General features: G+C 67.6%; 17 protein-coding genes. 7 read left to right on the plus strand and 10 right to left on the minus strand.

Going from position 1 to position 18912, the window contains the following annotated elements; all coding sequences use genetic code 11:
* Positions 1-78: 78 nt before the first annotated feature.
* Complete coding sequence (gene glpK, locus ACQY9P_RS20180) at positions 79-1572, minus strand: glycerol kinase GlpK (RefSeq protein WP_421737459.1); 1494 nt, start codon at positions 1570-1572, stop codon at positions 79-81.
* A gap of 170 nt (positions 1573-1742) precedes the next feature.
* On the opposite strand from glpK, the gene ACQY9P_RS20185 reads away from it, so the two are divergent.
* The 3 genes from ACQY9P_RS20185 (at position 1743) to ACQY9P_RS20195 (ending at position 4217) form a co-directional block, all read left to right on the plus strand.
* Positions 1743-2828 (plus strand): DUF2336 domain-containing protein, encoded by a 1086-nt coding sequence (locus ACQY9P_RS20185; protein WP_421738286.1) that lies wholly within the window; start codon positions 1743-1745, stop codon positions 2826-2828.
* Between the two features lie 32 nt (positions 2829-2860).
* The gene (locus ACQY9P_RS20190) at positions 2861-3643 is read left to right on the plus strand and encodes an NAD kinase (protein WP_421737458.1); all 783 of its coding nucleotides are present in this window, start codon (positions 2861-2863) and stop codon (positions 3641-3643) included.
* A 91-nt stretch (positions 3644-3734) separates the two neighbouring features.
* The gene (locus ACQY9P_RS20195) at positions 3735-4217 is read left to right on the plus strand and encodes an Hpt domain-containing protein (protein WP_421737457.1); all 483 of its coding nucleotides are present in this window, start codon (positions 3735-3737) and stop codon (positions 4215-4217) included.
* Between the two features lie 3 nt (positions 4218-4220).
* On the opposite strand, the gene ACQY9P_RS20200 is transcribed toward ACQY9P_RS20195, so the two are convergent.
* From ACQY9P_RS20200 to folD, 3 genes are all read right to left on the minus strand, one after another.
* The gene (locus ACQY9P_RS20200) at positions 4221-5624 is read right to left on the minus strand and encodes a D-arabinono-1,4-lactone oxidase (RefSeq protein WP_421737456.1); all 1404 of its coding nucleotides are present in this window, start codon (positions 5622-5624) and stop codon (positions 4221-4223) included.
* Between the two features lie 14 nt (positions 5625-5638).
* The gene (locus ACQY9P_RS20205; protein WP_421737455.1) at positions 5639-5902 is read right to left on the minus strand and encodes a c-type cytochrome; all 264 of its coding nucleotides are present in this window, start codon (positions 5900-5902) and stop codon (positions 5639-5641) included.
* A 92-nt stretch (positions 5903-5994) separates the two neighbouring features.
* Positions 5995-6891, minus strand: a complete 897-nt coding sequence (gene folD / locus ACQY9P_RS20210) for a bifunctional methylenetetrahydrofolate dehydrogenase/methenyltetrahydrofolate cyclohydrolase FolD (RefSeq protein WP_421737454.1) — start codon at positions 6889-6891, stop codon at positions 5995-5997.
* A gap of 91 nt (positions 6892-6982) precedes the next feature.
* Between folD and crtY the strand changes: the two genes are divergently transcribed.
* The 3 genes from crtY to ACQY9P_RS20225 are packed head-to-tail and all read left to right on the plus strand — an operon-like array spanning position 6983 to position 10595.
* Positions 6983-8161, plus strand: a complete 1179-nt coding sequence (gene crtY, locus ACQY9P_RS20215) for a lycopene beta-cyclase CrtY (RefSeq protein ID WP_421737453.1) — start codon at positions 6983-6985, stop codon at positions 8159-8161.
* 5 nt (positions 8162-8166) lie between these two features.
* On the plus strand, positions 8167-9669 hold the full coding sequence (locus ACQY9P_RS20220) for a phytoene desaturase (protein WP_421737452.1): 1503 nt from the start codon (positions 8167-8169) through the stop codon (positions 9667-9669).
* A complete protein-coding gene (locus ACQY9P_RS20225) occupies positions 9666-10595 on the plus strand; it encodes a phytoene/squalene synthase family protein (protein ID WP_421737451.1) in 930 nt (309 codons plus the stop codon). The genes ACQY9P_RS20220 and ACQY9P_RS20225 overlap by 4 nt, the downstream gene beginning before the upstream one ends.
* Here the strand turns inward: ACQY9P_RS20225 and ACQY9P_RS20230 are convergent.
* The 4 genes from ACQY9P_RS20230 to ACQY9P_RS20245 are packed head-to-tail and all read right to left on the minus strand — an operon-like array spanning position 10592 to position 14113.
* Positions 10592-11065 carry a sterol desaturase family protein gene (locus tag ACQY9P_RS20230; protein WP_421737450.1) on the minus strand — a complete coding sequence of 158 codons (474 nt, stop codon included), beginning with the start codon at positions 11063-11065 and terminating at the stop codon, positions 10592-10594. The genes ACQY9P_RS20225 and ACQY9P_RS20230 overlap by 4 nt on opposite strands.
* A gap of 8 nt (positions 11066-11073) precedes the next feature.
* Complete coding sequence (locus tag ACQY9P_RS20235) at positions 11074-12282, minus strand: ABC transporter permease (protein ID WP_421737449.1); 1209 nt, start codon at positions 12280-12282, stop codon at positions 11074-11076.
* Complete coding sequence (locus ACQY9P_RS20240) at positions 12279-13223, minus strand: ABC transporter ATP-binding protein (RefSeq protein ID WP_421737448.1); 945 nt, start codon at positions 13221-13223, stop codon at positions 12279-12281. The genes ACQY9P_RS20235 and ACQY9P_RS20240 overlap by 4 nt, the downstream gene beginning before the upstream one ends.
* Positions 13220-14113, minus strand: a complete 894-nt coding sequence (locus ACQY9P_RS20245) for a polyprenyl synthetase family protein (protein WP_421737447.1) — start codon at positions 14111-14113, stop codon at positions 13220-13222. Before ACQY9P_RS20245 ends, ACQY9P_RS20240 begins: the two co-directional genes overlap by 4 nt.
* A gap of 118 nt (positions 14114-14231) precedes the next feature.
* Here ACQY9P_RS20245 and amaB point away from each other — a divergent pair, with 118 nt between their 5' ends.
* The gene (gene amaB / locus ACQY9P_RS20250) at positions 14232-15755 is read left to right on the plus strand and encodes an L-piperidine-6-carboxylate dehydrogenase (protein ID WP_421737446.1); all 1524 of its coding nucleotides are present in this window, start codon (positions 14232-14234) and stop codon (positions 15753-15755) included.
* A 744-nt stretch (positions 15756-16499) separates the two neighbouring features.
* Here amaB and ACQY9P_RS20255 read toward each other — a convergent pair.
* Both ACQY9P_RS20255 and ACQY9P_RS20260 read right to left on the minus strand, forming a co-directional pair.
* Positions 16500-18032: an acyl-CoA carboxylase subunit beta gene (locus ACQY9P_RS20255; protein ID WP_421737445.1), complete on the minus strand. Its 1533-nt coding sequence runs from the start codon at positions 18030-18032 to the stop codon at positions 16500-16502.
* Between the two features lie 133 nt (positions 18033-18165).
* Positions 18166-18891, minus strand: a complete 726-nt coding sequence (locus ACQY9P_RS20260) for an ATP12 family chaperone protein (RefSeq protein WP_421737444.1) — start codon at positions 18889-18891, stop codon at positions 18166-18168.
* Positions 18892-18912: the final 21 nt, after the last annotated feature.

The following is an 18912-nucleotide window of genomic DNA, read 5'->3' on the forward strand; positions in this document are numbered from 1 at the left end:
ACCTCTCGTTATGACAGCGATGTCATAGCAAGCCGCCGCGAAACAGGCGACCCGCGTTATGCGTAAGGCCGGAAATATTCAGGTGCGAACGCGGGGCACCGCGTCCAGCCACCGCGAATAGGCGGCTTCCCGGTGATGCAGAGACATGGACGGGGTCAGAGCTTCAGCCGACGGTCGCGCGGCGGCGGCCTCTTCAATCGATGCGAAGACACCGGCTCCCAGGCCCGCGAACAAGGCCGCGCCCAAGGCCGTGGTTTCCAGATAGCTGGCGCGTTGCACCGGCATGCCGGTCAGGTCGGAGAGGCGTTGCGAGAACCAGGCGCTCTTGGACATGCCGCCGTCGATCCGCAGTTGCGCCTCCTCGCCAAAGGCGCCGGGCGCGTCGGCCCGCATGGCTTCGATCAGGTCGCGGCTTTGCAGGGCGCAGGCATCGTAGGTGGCGGCGGCGATCTCGGGCAGGCCGGCATCGCGGGTCAGGCCGAAGATCGCGCCCCGCGCGCCGGCGTCCCACCATGGAGCGCCCAGACCGGTGAAGGCCGGGACAACCACGACGCCATGATCGGGCTTGGCGGCGCGGGCCAGGGCCTCGGCGGCTCTAGGCCCGCCTGTAATGCCCAATCCTTCACCCAGCCACTGGATCGCGGCGCCGGCGACAAAGATTGAACCCTCGAGGGCATAGGTCGTCTTGCCGTTGACCCGCGCCGCCACGGTGGTCAACAGGCGCGATCGCGAGACCGGACGGGCTTCGCCTGTATTGATCAGCATGAAGCAGCCCGTGCCGTAGGTGGCCTTCATCTGGCCTGGCCGGATACAACCCTGCCCCATCAGCGCCGCCTGCTGGTCGCCCGCCACGCCCCGGATCGGGACTTCGATACCCAAGACATCGCTGCTCATGACGCCGTAGTCGTCGGCACAATCCAGGACCCGGGGCAAAAGACCGGCGGGTACGTCCAGCAGGTCCAGCATGGGCTGGGACCATGCCTGCGCCTCGATATCGAACAGCAGGGTGCGTGAGGCGTTCGTGGCGTCGGTGGCGTGAACAGCCCCGCCGGTCAGCCGCCAGATCACCCAGCTGTCCATGGTGCCGCACAGCAGTTCACCGGCCTCGGCCCGGGCGCGGGCTCCGGCGACGTGGTCCAGAATCCAGGCGATCTTGGAGCCTGAGAAATACGGATCGAGCAGCAGCCCGGTGATCGACGCCACGCTCGGCCCGTGGCCCGCGTCTCTCAGGCGCTCGCAAGTGTCCGCCGTCCGCCGGTCCTGCCAGACAATGGCGGGATGGATCGGACGCCCCGTCGCCCTGTCCCAGATCACGACCGTCTCGCGCTGGTTGGTCACGCCGATGGCGGCCAGATCGGCCACGTCCCGACCTGAGTTCTCCATGGCCTCGCGCAACACGGCCACACAAGCGGCGAATATCTCTTCGGCGTCATGCTCGACCCAGCCATCGGCGGGATAACTCTGCCTCAAGGGTCTGGTCGCGTCAGCCAACGCCCCGCCCGTCGTGTCGAACAGGATCGCCCGTGTGCTGGTCGTACCCTGATCCAGAGCCAGAATCAGTTGCTCAGCCATGCTCGCGCCTCACCGTCCCTAAGCTTCATCCGCGACAACAGGTCGCTATTCTTGTCGTTTGTCGGGCAAGCCTGTTTAAGCATGTTTTCATTTGCGAGCAGCAAGGTCATCCTTACCGAGTTCGGGATTCGAGGAGGCTGGTCATCCAAGCCGTCCAGACCGCAAAGCTTCTGTCACTGGCGCGCAGCCGCGATCCGGGCGATCGAGAACGGCTGCTGACAGGTATAATCGAGCTTTGCGAAGCGACCGAGGCCGTTGGCGCGCCCGGCGACCCCGATGTCCAGCGGCTGCTCGATTCCATTTTCATGAGTCTGGTGGTCGAAGCCGAGCGCGATATCCGTCAACGCTTGGCTGAACGCCTCGCCGACGCGCCCTGGGCGCCGTCAGCGCTGATCAACATCATGGCTCTGGACGAGATCGAAATCGCCCGGCCCATTATCTCGCGCAGCCCTGTCCTGCAGGATCATGACCTGATCCGTCTTCTGGTGCAGGCGACGCTGGAACATCAGATCGAAGTCGCCCGCCGCCCAAAACTGGCGGCATCGGTCGTCGAAGCGATTCTGGCGCGCGGCGAGCCCGCCGTGTTGACCGCCCTGGCCAGTAACAACAGCGCCGAGATCTCTCCCGACGGGATGCGCAAGCTGGTCGATCGGGCCAGGGAGGTCGTGGCCCTGCGCTCACCGCTGGCCCGGCACCCGCGCCTTTCCAGCGATCTGGCCGAACAGCTCTATCTTTGGGTCGGCCGCGCGCTTCGCGACGCGCTGACAAAGCGGTTCCACCTGGACCCCGACACCATGGCCTCCGCAGTGGACGAGGCGCTTCGCGCCGCCCATCGCGGCGAAGATCCAGCCAATGACGGTGTCATGGAGAGCGAGGAAGGACGCGAGGAGATGGAACGCACCCTCGTCGAAAAGCTCGACGCGGCGGGACAACTGCGTCCAGGCTATCTTCTGCGCGTTCTGCGCGAAGGTCGCCTCCCTCTCTTCATCATGGCGATGGCGCGTCTTGGCAGCTTCGAGCCCGATCAGGTTCGCCGCGCCATCGACGGCAATCGCCCGGAGCTCCTGGCCCTGGCCTGCTCTGCGGTAGGCATCGACCGCAGCGTGTTCCCGACCATCCTGGAGCATGTTCGTCAGTTGAACGGCGGACGTCCGGGGGGCGGTGATGAAGGCGCCCGGCGCGCCGGCAGCGCCTTTGGACCCTTCACCCCCGACATCGCGGCGATGGCGTTCCGTCAGGCCGTAGGAGCGGTTTGACAAGCGGACGGGCTTCCCGCCTCTTGGGCTCGATGTACCAGCCTCAGCCCATCCTGACTCGCCTGTCCTTCAAGGCCAGCGACCGCCCAGAAGCCGAAGAAGCGCGCGACCGCCTTGTCGCCCGCTATGGCGATGTCGGCGAAGACGCCGCTCAGGTGATCGTGGCGCTCGGCGGCGACGGCTTCATGCTGGAAACACTGCACGGGGCCCTGGCGAAGCAGACGCCCATCTACGGCATGAACCGCGGCTCGGTTGGCTTCCTGATGAACGAGTACAGCGAGGACGACTTGCTGGAGCGGATCAATGCGGCCGAGCGGGCCGTGATCCACCCGCTGGCCATGACCGCCATCGACTCGCGTCGTCGCAATCATCACGCCCTGGCGATCAACGAGGTTTCCCTGCTGCGCCAGACGCGGCAGACCGCCAAGCTGCGAATCTCGATCGACGGCAAGGTGCGAATGAGCGAACTGGTCTGTGACGGCGCCCTGATCGCTACGCCGGCCGGCTCCACCGCCTACAATCTTTCGGCCCATGGGCCGATCATTCCGATTGGCGGCCAGGTTCTGGCCCTAACGCCGATCAGCGCTTTCCGCCCGCGTCGCTGGCGCGGAGCCCTGCTGCCGCGCTCCGCTCGGATCACCTTCGAGATTCTCGAAGCCGACAAACGCCCCGTAAGCGCGGTCGCCGACAATTTCGAGGTCCGCGACGTGCTGGAAGTGCACATCTCGGAGGATCGCGACACTAGTCTGGCGATGTTGTTCGACGCAGGCCGTAGTCTTGATGAGCGCGTGCTGGCCGAACAGTTCTCGGCCTGAGGCGTTCCGCCGCACGGAAATCCGCGTCTCATTCGTTGTTAACGCCTGCTATGATAGCGATCGGGAAATGCCCGCCGATGGGGAGGCGATCTTGACGACTAAACCCACCGCTGAGGTGATCCAGGTTCCGAACATGCTGAAGCTCAAGGTGGGCGGACGCGGCGGTATCGACATGGCCGCCATCGCCAAGGCCGAGGCGGCCCTGAAAAGCCTTTCCGGCAATTTCGCCCAATGGCTGCAGGATGAGATCACCAAGCTCGAAGCCGCGCGCCAGGAGGTCAAAACCCAGGGCCTGACGGCGCAAACGGTCGAGACCCTCTACCTGCGCGCCCACGATCTGAAGGGCCTGGGCGCCACCTACGAATTCCCGCTGATCACCCGCATCGCCGCGTCGCTGTGCAAGCTGATCGACGAACCCGAGACCCGACTCTCGGCCCCGATGTTCCTGGTCGACGCCCACATCGACGCCATCAAGGCGGCCGTTCGCGGCGATATCAAGGTCGATACCCATCCGGTGGGCAAGGCGCTGGCCGAGGAACTGGAAGGCCGGACGGCGGAATACCTCGCGGGCTAACCCTCAGGTCAGCCCGAACAGCCCCCTCAGATACGGATTGAGCATCCGCCCCTCCGGATCCAGCTGCGCCCGCACCTTGAGGAAATCATCCCAGCGCGGATACAGCGCCGCAAGCGCACCGCCGTTCAGGCTGTGAAGCTTGCCCCAGTGCGGTCGCCCGCCATGGCGACGGAAGATCGGCTCGATCAGGTCATACAGGAACGCGAAGTCGTCCTTGTAGTGCGTGTGCACGGCGACCGAGCCGCGCGGGCCGCCCTGAAAGGGCGACAGCCAGGCGTCATCGGTCGCTATCCGGCGCACCTCGACTGGGAAAAAGACATCCGGTCGTTCCCTCTCCAGGGTCGCAACCACCTCCTGCAAAGCTTGAAGCTGGTGCTCGACCGGCAGGTGAAACTCCATTTCGTTGAAGCGCACCGGTCGTTCCGTCGAAAGGAGCTTCCAGCCTTCATCGACTGCGGTCTCGGGTTTGGCGCTGGCCATCAGGGCGCGGGCGGCCGCCTTGCGCAGCGGAGTCGAAAATCCCAGAAGGTTTCGCAGCCCCTTCAAGGCGTCGAGGAAGGCCGTATCCTGATCAGGACCCCGCGCCTCCGCCGGATCGTCGGTTTCGTCGTGACTGATGCCGACCGCCAGGCCGGTGAAGGGAACGGCATAGAACTCGAAATTCCGATGGTTCGCCCAGCGCGCCTCGGCGTTGCCCAGCGCGTCCGCGAACGGCTCGATCCACACCCGCCGGCGAATACGGCGGTTGGCAGTGGTCTTCAGCCGCACTTGGGCGATCACACCCAGCGAGCCGAGCGACACCCTGGCGGCCTGGAAGATCTCGGGCTCGCGCGTTGCATCGCAGTCGATCACCTGGCCACCGGGCGTGACCAGTCGCAAGCCCGTTACATCGCCATGCAGGGCCTGAAGCTTGGCCCCGGTGCCGTGCGTGGCCGTGGCCAGGGCTCCGGCCAGTGACTGCTTGTTGATATCGGGCAGATTGGCCATGGCCCGCCCCTTGGCGGCGAGGGCTGGGCCAAGGGCGCCAAGCCGCGTACCCGCCATCACAACAGCCTCATCGCCCTCCCAGCCGACGATGCCGGACATGGCGTCCAGCGAGACCAGCGCGCCGCTGGTCGGGGCCAGGGCCGTGAACGAATGCCCCGCGCCGACCGGCCGGATCGGCGCTGCTGCGGTCTTGAGCATCAGGGCCAGTTCGGCCTCGTCCTTGGGGGCCAGCCGCGCGGAGGGATAGGCGGTCTGGACACCGGACCAGTTGCGCCACAACAGCTTGCCCTGGGCATTGACCGATGGCGGCGCCGCGGGTTCAGGCTTGTCGTGCGTGGCGACCAGAAACCCCGCGCCGCCCGCGACGACCAGGCCGGCTCCCGCTCCACCCGCGACTAGAGCGCCTCGTCTCGAGATCATCGCTTTTCCCCCGCTTATGCGGGATCTTCGCGCCCCGCCATGAATCGTATCAGGCCCTGGAAATCGGACGGCGCGCAAGCCACGCACTGACCTGCAGCCGGCATGGCCTTGTAGCCCTGGACCGCATGGTCGAGCAGCACGGCTTCTCCCTGCTTCCAGCGCGGGTCCCAGGCCACCCGATCATGGACCAGAGGCGCCCCCGTGCCCGGCGTGGCGTGACAAGCCTTGCAAGAGGTCTCGTAGAGACCCGCCAGGCGCGCATTGGCGGGCTTCAGCAACAGGGCCTGCTCTGGTGTCGGGGTAGGCGGAATCTTGTCTCCACAAGCGACGAGCGACAGGGAAGCCAGCGTCAGGACAAGCGCGCCGCGCATCAGGCGTCGATTCCGTGCAGCCGCTTGGCCGCCGTGACGGTATTGGCCAGCAGGCAGGCGATCGTCATCGGCCCCACCCCGCCCGGCACCGGCGTGATCGCGCCGGCCACGGCCTTGGCCTCGTCGAAGGCGACGTCGCCAACAAGCCGGGTCTTGCCGGCGGCGGCCGCGATCGGATCACGGGACGGAAAACGGCTGATGCCGACATCGATGACCACCGCGCCCGGCTTGATCCAGTCGCCCCTGACCATCTCCGCCCGACCGACAGCGGCGACGACGATGTCGGCCTGGCGAACGATTCCCGGCAGATCCACGCTACGCGAATGGGCGATCGTGACGGTGCAGTCAGCGGCCAGCAGCATTTGCGCCATCGGCTTGCCCATCAGGTTCGATCGACCGATGACCACCGCCGACTTGCCGCGCAGGTCGCCCAGAACGTCCTTCAGCAGCATCATGCAGCCCAGAGGGGTGCAGGGCGTCAGGGCCGGCAGTCCGCTGGCCAGCCGGCCAGCGTTGAGTACGGTCAGGCCATCAACATCCTTGTCGGGCGAGATCGCCGCGACGATGTCGGACTGCTTGAGGTGGTCGGGCACAGGGAACTGCACCAGCACCCCATGAATAGACGGGTCGGCATTCAGCTTGCCGACCAGCGCCAGAAGCTCGTCCTGAGTGACATCAGCGGGCAGACGGTGCGTTTCGGAGTACATGCCCGCCGCCTGGGTTTGCTCCCCCTTGTTTCGGACATAGACCTGACTGGCGGGATCATCACCGACCAGCACCACCGCCAGACCTGGCGTGAGGCCATGACTGGCTTTCAGGGCAGCGACCTCCTCGCCGATCCGCGCACGCAGATCGGCCGCGAATGCCTTACCGTCGATGATCCTGGCCTCGGACATGGGCGCCTCCCGGTTTCGCCGTGCCTAACCGCTCGCTTTGATGTGCGCAACGCTGGCGTGGCCGTAGCACAATCATGTTAGACGCAGAATCATGGCAGTTGCGTCCTCAACCTCCCGCGCCGATGTCGTCCTGGTGGGCGGCGGGCTCGCCAACGGGCTGATCGCCCTGAGGCTCAAGGCCATGCGCCCCGACCTGCGGGTCGTGCTGTTGGAACGCGATACGCGAATCGGCGGCGAACATACCTGGTGCCACTTTGAGACCGACGTCAGCGCCGGAATCGGCGGATGGCTGAGGCCGCTGATCGTCCATCGCTGGGCCGGCTACGATGTCCGGTTCCCGACACACTCGCGGTCGCTTGACACCCCGTACCTGGCCATCACCTCGGAGCGCCTCCATCAGGCGGTCGTCGCCGCGCTTGGCGACGACGTCTGGCTGGGCGCGGCGGTCTCGGACGTGTCGCCCCATCAGGTCACCCTGCAGGACGGTCGCCGGATCACCGCCGCCGCGGTCATCGACGGACGTGGCCCCCGCCGCAGCCGCAGTCTCGTCCTGGGCTGGCAGAAGTTCCTTGGACAGGGGGTGCGCCTGACGGCGCCGCATGGCCTGAGCCGCCCCATCATCATGGACGCCACCGTCCCCCAGACGGACGGCTATCGCTTCCTCTATCTGCTGCCGCTAGATTCGACCCGCCTGCTGATCGAGGACACCCGCTATAGCGACGGGCCCGACCTGGATCACTCCGACCTGCGCGCCGCCATCGCGACCTATGCCGGCCAGCAGGGCTGGAGCATCGCCAAGGTCGAACGCGAGGAACACGGCGTGCTGCCCATCGCCCTGGCTGGAGACATCGACGCCTATTGGCGCGAAGCCCGCGCCCAGGTGGCCGAGGTCGGCCTGCGCGCCGCGCTGTTCCAGCCCACCACCGGCTATTCCCTGCCCGACGCGGCGCGGCTGGCCGACCAGATCGCCGCCCTTCCCCACATCACCAGCGCCCATGTGCGGACGTGCGTCGAGACGCATTCGAAGGCCGTCTGGCGTCGTCGGCGATTCTTCCGGCTCCTGAACCGAATGCTGTTCAAGGCCTGCGCGCCAGACCAGCGCTACAAGGTGCTGGAGCGTTTCTATCGCTTGGGCGCGCCGCTCATTCAGCGGTTCTACGCCGCCAGGCTGACTCCTTTTGATCGGATGCGCGTCCTGATCGGCAAACCGCCCGTACCTATTCTCGCCGCCCTGGGTTATCTGGGCGAACGTTCCGTGATCGAGGACTAAGCAGCATGTCTCATCCCAAGCCGCGCGCGGCCGTTATCGGCTCCGGCTTCGGCGGCCTGTCCCTGGCCATTCGCCTGCAATCCTCCGGCTTCGGCGTCACCGTCTTCGAAGGGCGCGACAAGCCCGGCGGCCGGGCCTATGTCTGGGAAGACGAAGGGTTCATCTTCGACGCCGGCCCGACGGTGATCACCGATCCGGACTGCCTCAAGGAACTGTTCACGATCAGCGGTCGCAAGATCGAGGACTATGTCGAGCTGATGCCGGTCAATCCGTTCTACCGGCTGGTCTGGGAAGACGGAGACGTGTTCGACTACGTCAACGATCAGGCCGAGCTGGACCGCCAGATCGCCGCCCGCAACCCGGCCGACGTCGAGGGCTATCGCCGCTTCCACGCCTATTCCGAGGAGCTCTATCAAAAGGGCTATGTCGAGTTGGGCGCCGTGCCGTTCCTCGACATTCGCAGCATGATCTCGTCGGCTCCCGCCCTGATGAAGCTGCAGGCCTGGCGCAGCGTCTATGACAAGGTCTCCTCCTTCGTGAAGGACGAGCACGTCCGCCAGGCGATGTCATTCCACAGCCTGCTGGTCGGCGGCAGCCCCTTCGCCACCTCGTCGATCTACGCCCTGATCCACGCCCTTGAGCGTCGTGGCGGCGTGTGGTTCCCGCGCGGCGGCACCGGCGCGTTGATCCGTGGCCTGGTGCGTTTGCTGGAAGACCTGGGCGGCACGATCCGCCTCAACGCTCCCGTCCAGAAGATCGCAACCCGGGACGGCCGCGTCACGGGCGTGATCAACCACGAAGGCGACTTCGAAGCCTTCGACACCGTCGCCTCGAACGCCGACGTGATGCACACCTATCGCGAGCTGCTGGTCGATGACCCGCGCGGCAAGAAGGTGGGCAAGGCGCTGGAGAAGAAGCGCTGGAGCCCCTCGCTGTTCGTGATCTATTTCGGTCTCAAGGCAGAGCACCCCGAAATCCGCCACCACACGATCTGCTTCGGCCCCCGCTACCGCGAGCTGATCGGCGAGATCTATAACAAGGACGGCCTGGCCGACGATTTCTCGCTGTACCTGCACTCGCCCTGCGCCACCGATCCCGGCATGGCCCCTCCGGGCTGCAGCAGCTTCTACGTTCTGTCGGTCGTTCCGAATCTCGAGACCGCCGACATCGACTGGAGCGAGCAAGGCCCCGCCTATCGCGACAAGATCCTGAAGTATCTCGAGGATCGCTATATCCCCAACCTGTCGCGAGATCTGGTGACCAGCCGGATCTTCACGCCCGATGACTTCACCAGCGAACTCAACGCCTGGAACGGCGCCGCCTTCTCGCTGGAGCCGCTGCTGACCCAGAGCGCGTTCTTCCGGACGCACAATCGCGATGACGTCATCCCCAACCTCTATTTCGTCGGGGCCGGCACCCATCCGGGCGCGGGCATCCCCGGCGTCGTCGGCTCGGCAAAGGCCACGGCCGGTCTGATGATCGACGACTTCCACACGGAGACCGCGTGAGCGATCTAGAGGTCCAGAGCCGCGAGGCGATCCAGAAGGGCAGCAAGAGCTTCGCGGCCGCCGCCGCCCTGTTCGATGCCGAAACCCGCGCCGACGCCGAGATGCTCTACGCCTGGTGCCGCCACTGCGACGACGTGATCGACGGCCAGACCCTGGGTCACGGCATGAGCCCGGTCGAGGACGCCCCGGCGCGTCTGGCCGCGCTCTACGCCCAGACCAGAGCGGCGCTCGCCGGTGAGCCGCCCGCCGATCCGCAATTCGCCGCCTTCCAGATCGTGGCCCGGCGCCGCCAGATCCCCGAGCGCTACGCGCTGGACATGATCGACGGCTTCGCCATGGACGTCGAAGGTCGCCGCTACCAGACGCTGGACGACCTGCTGGACTATTGCTGGGGCGTGGCCGGGGTCGTCGGCACGATGATGGCCCTGGTCATGGGCGTGAAGCCCGATCAGCTGGACATTCTCCGGCGCGCCCAGGATCTGGGTCTGGCCTTCCAGCTGACCAACATCGCCCGTGACATCATCGAGGACGCCCGCAACGACCGGATCTATGTGCCGCGCGCCTGGCTGGCCGAGTTTGGCGTTCCGGAAACAGCGGTGGCCGATCCGGCCCATCGCGAGGCGATCGCGGTGATCGCCAGTCGCCTCGTCCATGCCGCCGAGCCCTACTACGCCTCGGCCCGCTGGGGGCTGCGTGACCTTCCCGTCCGCTGCGCCTGGGCGATCGCCGCGGCGCGCGGCGTCTACCGCCAGATCGGCCTGGACGTCGTCAACGAAGGCGCCAAGGCCTGGGACGAGCGCGTGGTGGTCAGCGGCCGCATAAAGGCGTGGCGGGCGCTGGAAGGCGGCGTGATCGCGCTGCGTTCCGCGGTGTGGGATCGGGCCATTAAGCCGCCGGCGCGGCCCGACATGTGGTCGAAGATCTAGGCTTCGACACCCCGGGCCTTGAGCTGGGCCTTCAGTTCGCGAACCGGCTTGGCCCATAGGAACCCGAACGACACCGCGCCCTCCTTGGTGTGCACGGCGTGATGGATGCGGTGGGCCTGGATGCGCGTCTTCCAGAAGCCCGACTTGCCGAACGGCACCTTGAAGCGCTTGTGCACCAGCCCGTCGTGGAAGCCGAAATACATGAAGCCATAGGCCGTGATCCCAAGGCCCACGGGCAGCAGCCAAGGCGTGCCGTGAACCCCGAAATAGATCGCCACGATGGCCGGCGCGGCGAACACCACGGCGAACAGGTCGTTGAGCTCGAACAGCCCCTCGCGCGGTTCATGGTGCGACTTGTGCCAGACCCACATGAACCCGTGCATCACATAGCGATGGGTCACCCAGGCGAAGCCCTCCATGAAGGCGAAAGCGGCCAGGAAGAGCACGATATCAAGCGCCAGGGTCGTCATCACGGGTCCTATCGGCGCGACAGTCGCGCCAGGGTCTGGGCCAGCGCCAAGCCGGCCAGGCCGGCGGCGGCGAGCACGCCCCAAGCCTTATACACCTCCGAAATTGTCGCGTCGCGCCAGAGGACGCCTTGATAAGCGTCAATGACCCAGGCGTGGGGCGTGAACCAGCCGACGGTCTGCAGCCAGACCGGCATCAGGAAGCGCGGCACCATGCTGCCGCCGATCGCGGCCAGCACCAGGATCACGAAGGTCGACAGCATCTGGGCCTGTTCCCGCGTCCGGCAGATCGAGACCAGCCCCAGGGCCAGACCGGCCGCGCAGACCGCTGTGGCCAGGGTGGTTGGCAGCCATAGGCCGATATGCTGGATCACCCCGACGCCATAGACGAACTGGGCGGTCGCGAAGATCGCCACGGCCTGAACGATCCCCTGCCCCACCAGGAAGACGAATTTCCCGGTCACGACCGGCCCCATGCCCGCCACGCCGGCCTGCAGGCGATCGGCGACGCCCGTGCGGCGTTCGTCCATCAGGCCCAGCGCGCCCTGCATGGCCGAGAACAGGGCGAACAGGATCAGCACCGCCCCGGCGTAGTAGGCGATCACCGCCCCGCCTTTGCGGGCGCCCAGCAGGTCCTCGCGATCGAACAGGTCGCCCTCGGTCGCCTTGGGCGGCGTGGCCTTCAGGATGCTGGCGGCCATGTCGAGATTGTCGGTCTGGTCGGCCGTGAGGTCGCCGATCGCGGGGCGGATCTGATCGACGCTGCGGCGCAGGGCGGCGTCAGGGGCGGCGCGGACCAGGGCCTGCTGCACGCGAGCCTGGGCCAGGGGCGCGGCGACCGCGCGGCCGGGATCGGCGATGATCAGGAACGGCCGGCCCGCGACCGAGGGATCGCTTCTCAGCACCAGACCGGCGTCGGCCTGGCCGGATTTCACCCGGGCCCGCACGGCCTCGACGGTGGCGGGGGTGACAATCTCGGCGCGGATCTCGGGGCTGGCCAGCAGGGCCTTGGTCAGTCTTCCCGTGGTCTCGGTGCGCGCCAGGTCGGCGACGGCCAGCTTGGGCTTGATGTCCTCGCCAGTGGCGCCGGCGAAGACCGAGCTGAAGATCAGAAACACCAGGGGCGGCAGCAGGAAGGTCATGACCAGGGCCGCGCGGTCGCGCCACAATTCCAGCGCCATGACGCGGACCATGGCCAGGGTCATCTGGATCGCGATCATGCCGCCTGCTTCCGATCGGACACGAGGCTGAACAGGTTGTGCAGCGAGGGTTCGCGCACCCGGATCTCGCGCGGAATCAGGCCGGCCTTCCGCAGCCGCTTGTCCAGCCGCCCGGCGGAGGCGTAGCCGTCAAGGTCGAGCCGAACCCAGAGATTGGCGCGGCGGGCGGCCTTGGCCAATCCCTCGGCGAGCAGCACGGCTTCACAGGCGGCGTCGGGCTCGCCCAACAGTTCGACCAGCACCTCCATCCGGGCGCCGAAGGCCTCGGTGATCAGGGCCTGGGGCTCGCCCTCCAGCACCAGGCGGCCCTCGCGCAGGAAACCGACGCGATCGGCCAGGGCCCGGGCCTGGTCCAGGTCGTGGGTGGTCAGCAGCACCGCCACCCCGATATCGCGCAGGCCCCGGATCACGGTGTCCAGCGCCTCCCGAGCGTCGATATCGACGCCGACGGTCGGCTCATCAAGAATCAGCAGGGCCGGCTCATGCACGATGGCGGCGGCGATGTTGGCGCGGCGCTGATAGCCGCCCGACAGATGGCGGATGGGCACGTGGGCCCGATCGACGGTGCGGGTCAGTTCCAGCGCCCGCTGCACGGCGGCGGGAATGGCCCGGCGCGGCATCCGGGCCAGGCTGGCGAAGGTCTCCAGGTTCTCGGCCACGGTCAGGTGGGCGTAGAGGGCGATTTCCTGCGGCGCCAGGCCCAGGCTGGATCGCGCGGCGTTCTCGCGGAAGGGATCCCGGCCGTTCAGTCGCACCTCGCCGCCATCGGGACGAAAGCGGCCGCAGATGGTCTTGATCAGGGTGGTCTTGCCGGCCCCGTTCGGGCCCAGCAGGGCGTAGATCTCACCCGGAGACAGGGTCAGATCGACCCCCTGGAGCACGGTCCTGTCGCCATAGGCGTGGACCGCGCCCCTCACTGTCAGAATGGGAGAGGCGGTCACGCCGCCGCCTTGCGCCCGGCGAAGAGGCGGCCGACATAGCCGGCCACGAGGTCGCAGCCCCCCACGGAGTCCAGCGCCGCCTGGCCGGCCGCGAGGTGGGCCTCCATGGCGGCCCGGGCGCCCTCGACGCCCAACAGCGAGACGGCCGTGGTCATGCCGGCGTCCTGGCCGACATCCTTGCCGGCGCTCTCGGCCGAGCCCTCGGCGTCGATCAGGTCATCGCAGATCTGGAAGGCCAGACCCGCCCGCCAGCCGAACTCGCCGACGGCGGCGACGGCGGCGTCCGAAGCCCCGGCGATCCGGGCCCCCGACTGGGCGGCGGCCATGATCAGCACGCCGGTCTTTTCGTGGTTGAGGCGGTCGATGGACGGCAGGTCGCGCAGCTGGTCGCGATCGAACAGATCCCGCGCCTGGCCGGCGATAAGACCGGAGAAGCCGACCGATTGCGCGATGCGGCCGGCGATCTCGGCGCGAAGCTCGCCGGTCAGGTGCGGATCGGCGGCGATCACGGCATAGGCCTGATTCAGCAGCCCGACCCCCGCCAGGATCGCCGTGGCCTCGTCATAGGCCCGGTGGATGGTCGGCAGGCCGCGCCGCAGACCGGCATTGTCCATCGACGGCAGGTCGTCGAGAATCAGCGACGAGGCGTGGACCATCTCGAAGGCGCAGGCGGTATCCAGGGCCACGCTCTCGGCCGCGCCGAACTGGCTGGCGGTCAGCAGGGTCAGCATCGGGCGAAAGCGCTTGCCCGGGGCCAGAAGAGCATAGCGCACCGCCTCCACCAGCCGGTCCGGAGCCGTGCCCGGCCGGGGCGCGAGCTCGGCCAGGCGTCGGTCGACGCCGGCCCGCAGGGCCTCAAGTCGCTGAAGATAGGCGGCGTTGTCATCCATAAGCGGATCGCGGCATGCCCGAACGCCCCGATGTGGGCCGGCTCATTTGAAGGCGCCCGCCAGCAGCGTCAAGCAGCCCCCACTTGACCCGAAGCCCGGGTGGGCGTTTTCCACGGTCATGACCCAGTCCTTCCCATCCCCCGCCGCTCACCTCCGCGCCGTCATGGCCGAGCTGGGCGTCGCCGGTCTGCCCGCCGACGGCGGCGTTCCGGTGCGTTGCCCCCTGGACGGCGCGATCCTGACCCAGGTGGCCTATGACGACGCCCGCGCCATAGAGGCCAAGGTCTCGGCCGCCACGCGGGCCTTCCGCGACTGGCGCACCGTACCCGCCCCGCGTCGTGGCGAGCTGGTCCGCCTGCTGGGCGAGGAACTGCGCGCCGCCAAGGATCAGTTGGCCGCCATCGTCACTCTGGAGGCCGGCAAGATCGCCTCGGAGGCGGCCGGCGAGGTTCAGGAGATGATCGACATCTGCGACTTCGCGGTCGGCCTGTCGCGCCAGCTCTACGGCCTGACCATCGCCTCAGAGCGTCCCGGCCACGCCATGCGCGAGACCTGGCATCCGCTGGGCCCCGTCGTGGTGATCAGCGCCTTCAACTTCCCCGTCGCCGTCTGGGCCTGGAACGCCTGCCTGGCCCTGGTCTGCGGCGATCCGGTGATCTGGAAGCCGTCGGAAAAGACCCCGCTGACCGCCATCGCCACCCACGCGATCCTGGAGCGCGCCATCGCCCGGTTCGGCGATGCGCCCGAGGGTCTGTGCAGCGTGGTCCTGGGCGGCCGCGACGCCGGCGAGCGGCTGGTGCGCGATCCGCGCATCCCGCTGGTCAGCGCCACCGGCTCCACCCGCATGGGCCAGGCCGTCGCCCCGATCGTCGCCGGCCGCTTTGGCCGCTCGATCCTGGAGCTGGGCGGCAACAACGCCATGATCGTCACCCCCAGCGCCGACCTGTCGCTGGCCGTGCGGGCCATCGTCTTCTCGGCGGCGGGCACGGCGGGCCAGCGCTGCACCTCGCTGCGACGGCTGATCGTTCACGAGAACCTGATCGACAAGGTCGCCGACGCGGTCGAAAGCGCCTTCTCGCGCCTGCCGGTCGGCGATCCGCGCCAGAACGGCGTGCTGCTGGGCCCCTTGCACGACAAGGCCGCCTATGACGCCTTCGTCGCGGCGATGGATCAGGTCCGGGCCGACGGCGGGACCGTCAGCGGCGGCGAGCGCCTGCTGATCGACGAGCATCCGGACGCCTATTACGTGCGACCCGCCCTCGCCCGCCTGCCGGCTCCGAGCGCCGGCATGCAGCGCGAGACCTTCGCCCCCCTGCTGCACGTCGTGCCCTATCGCGACTTCGACGAGGCCGTGGCGATCCAGAACGATGTGCCCCAGGGCCTGTCCTCCTGCGTGATGACCAATGACGTCCGAGAGGCCGAGGCCTTCCTGTCGGCCGCCGGCAGCGACTGCGGCATCGCCAACGTCAATATCGGCCCCTCGGGCGCCGAGATCGGCGGCGCGTTCGGCGGCGAGAAGGAAACCGGCGGCGGTCGCGAGAGCGGCTCCGACAGCTGGAAGCAGTACATGCGGCGCCAGACCGCGACGGTGAACTATTCGGGAGCCCTGCCGCTGGCGCAGGGGGTGAGGTTTGATCTGTAGGCTCTGAGCCACTTGCCCCCCTACGGGTCGCTCCGCGACCGTAGGGGGCAAGTCTGGCGGACACGGCTTTACGACCTCGCGCGGAAACCGCCGAGTGGATGGAAAGGGTCGCGGAGCGTCCGGGCCTCGCCCGGATGTGTGAGTAGTGAATACCGTTTCGACGAAGACAGACGCTCCGCGTAGTCCGTTATCCGGTGAGCCTGCGGGGCGCGGGGTTTTAACCCGCTCCCGACCTTAGGCCCCCGACGGGTGGAGGGGCTGACGACCCCGTCCAGACCGCATGGGCGATTTCAGCCCATGCCTGTCGCGCATCGTGCGGGCGTCGCCCAAGGGTGTTCCCGGCGGTCCCGGTCCGGCTTCATCACGTCCGCCCCCCGCAAGGACCGATCCGCTCCACCAGACCCTGCCGGGCCTTAAACGACGGCCGACGGGCGCTTCCCGCTCGACCACCCCCACAAGCCCGTCGGGTCGCCGGCCGACGTCCCTTCCCCTGCTTCTGGGTAGGAACAGTATCCCTCAGCTTTCGGACCCGGAGATACACAAGCGCGAGAAAGTTGTAAGTGATTGATTTTACTGCGCTCCACTGGCTGAACGCAGAGGATAGAGCGCGACAGGTCCTCCCCCTGAAGGGGGAGGCGGCCGTCAGGCCGGTGGGGGAAGACCGCAATGACTCAGCAGAACTTCCCCCTCCGATCGCTTCGCGATCCCCTCCCCCGCTAGGGGGAGGATCTGGAGCGCCAATCCCTAAAGCGGGATGTTGTCGTGCTTCTTCCAGGGGTTGGACAGTTCCTTGCCCTTCAGGCTCTTGAGCCCCCGCACGATCCGGCGGCGGGTGCCGTGCGGCATGATCACGTCGTCGATATAGCCGCGCGAGGCGGCCACGAACGGGTTGGCGAAGGCGGCCTTGTACTCGGCTTCACGGGCGGCCAGGGCGACGGGGTCCTTGGCCTCGGCGCGGAAGATGATCTCGACGGCGCCCTTGGCGCCCATCACCGCGATCTCGGCGGTGGGCCAGGCATAGTTGAGGTCGCCGCGCAGGTGCTTGGAGCTCATCACGTCATAGGCGCCGCCATAGGCCTTGCGGGTGATGACCGTGATCTTCGGCACCGTGGCCTCGGCATAGGCGAACAGCAGCTTGGCGCCGTGTTTGATCAGGCCGCCATATTCCTGCTTGGTGCCCGGCATGAAGCCCGGGACGTCGACCAGGGTGATGATCGGGATGTTGAAGGCGTCGCAGAAGCGCACGAAGCGGGCGGCCTTGCGCGAACTGTCGATGTCCAGCACGCCGGCCAGCACCTGGGGCTGGTTGGCGACGATGCCGACGCTCTCGCCGTCCATGCGGGCGAAGCCGCAGATGATGTTCTTGGCCCAGTCGCTTGAGATCTCGAAGAAGTCGGCCTCGTCGACGATCTTGAGGATCAGTTCCTTCATGTCATAGGGCTTGCCCGGATCGCTGGGGATCAGGGTGTCGAGACTCATCTCCTCGCGCAGGGCCTCGTCGAAGCTCTCGCGCTCGGGGGCCGGTTCGCGGTTGGACGAGGGCAGGAAGTCGACCAGGCGGCGCACCTGGGTCATGGCTTCAAGGTCGTTCTCGAACGCGCCTTCGGCCACGCCCGACTTGGCCGCGTGCACCCTGGCCCCGCCCAGTTCCTCGGCGGTGACCACCTCGTTGGTGACGGTCTTGACCACGTCAGGACCGGTCACGAACATGTAGCTGGTGTCCTTCACCATGAAGATGAAGTCGGTCATGGCCGGCGAATAGACGTCGCCGCCGGCGCAGGGGCCCATGATCACGCTGATCTGCGGCACCACGCCCGAGGCCAGCACGTTTTCCATGAAGATGTCGGCATAACCGGCCAGGCTGTCGACGCCTTCCTGGATGCGCGCGCCGCCAGCGTCGAACAGGCCGATGATCGGCGCGCCGACCTTCATGGCCTGGCGCTGGACCTTGACGATCTTGGCCGCGTGAGCGCCCGACAGCGAGCCGCCGAACACCGTGAAATCCTTGGAGAAGACGTAGACGACCTTGCCGTTGATCGTGCCCCAGCCGGTGACGACGCCGTCGCCGGGAATCTTCTGGTCCTGCATGCCGAAGTCGGCGCTGCGGTGCTCGACGAACATGTCGAACTCCTCGAAGCTGCCTTCGTCGAGGAGCAGGTCGATGCGCTCGCGGGCCGTAAGCTTGCCCTTGGCATGCTGCGACGCGACCCGCGCCTCACCGCCGCCGGCCTTGGCCTGCTCGCGACGACGATCCAGTTCCTCGAGAATGTTCTGCACGCGGATACGCTCCCCTGCTCGTGACGGCTGTTTCCCACGACATTGGGGCCGCATTGTCGACCGAGGGGTAAAGCCGCGCGGCCGTGCTGGCAAGCCAGCCCTTACGGCAGTGCAGCAAAGACCGTGCGGCGCCCTATTGGCGCAAGGCCGCGAACCACTGTTCCAGCACCCTCGCCTCGACCGACAGCAGCTGGGCGCGAAGCCTGGCCTCATCGTCCTGACCCCATTGCTCGGCCTGGAACAGCTCTTCCAGGCGCGACAGGTCCAGGGCCCGCTGACCGTCGATCTGGCCCGCGCGCACCGCCAGGGCCAGCACGGTCGAGCCCAGCAGGCCGGCGGCATAGGCCACGCCCGCCAGCGAGAAGTCGTCCAGCGACAGGGCCAGGGCCTCGACGGCCGCCAGGGTCTGCGGCGGCTGCGGCGAATGGATGATCCCGGCGACGGGCGTGAACGTAACGCCAAGGGTCTGGCCCGCCCAGTCGAGGACCGGCTGCCACTCGCGATCCTGGCGCTCGACCAGCGGTGTGGGGTGTTCGGCGCGGTAGCACAGTAGGTCCGAGCCGGCATAGGCGGCGACCTCGCGGGCCACCTCGGCGCGGGTCTCGGAGATCCGGTCGATGGCGGTGAAGGCCAGGCGGGTGGCCGGCATGACCGTGGAATCGATGACCTTTTCCTGCGCCTCCCACTCGTCCGCGACCAGTTGGGCCAGGGCCGGGGTCGGCAGGATCAGGGGCGACTTGGCCGGCGACTTGGGCGTGCGGCCATCCAGGTGCACCGCGAAGCCCCCGTCCACGGATGAGACGGTCGCGGCCTTGTAGAAGCGGCGCGGCTTGTGAAGCAGGTCTGGCTTTTCTGACACGCGCGGCATTCCCTGGACGGG

The organism is Caulobacter sp., from assembly GCF_965279145.1.
Classification (GTDB): Bacteria; Pseudomonadota; Alphaproteobacteria; order Caulobacterales; family Caulobacteraceae; genus Caulobacter.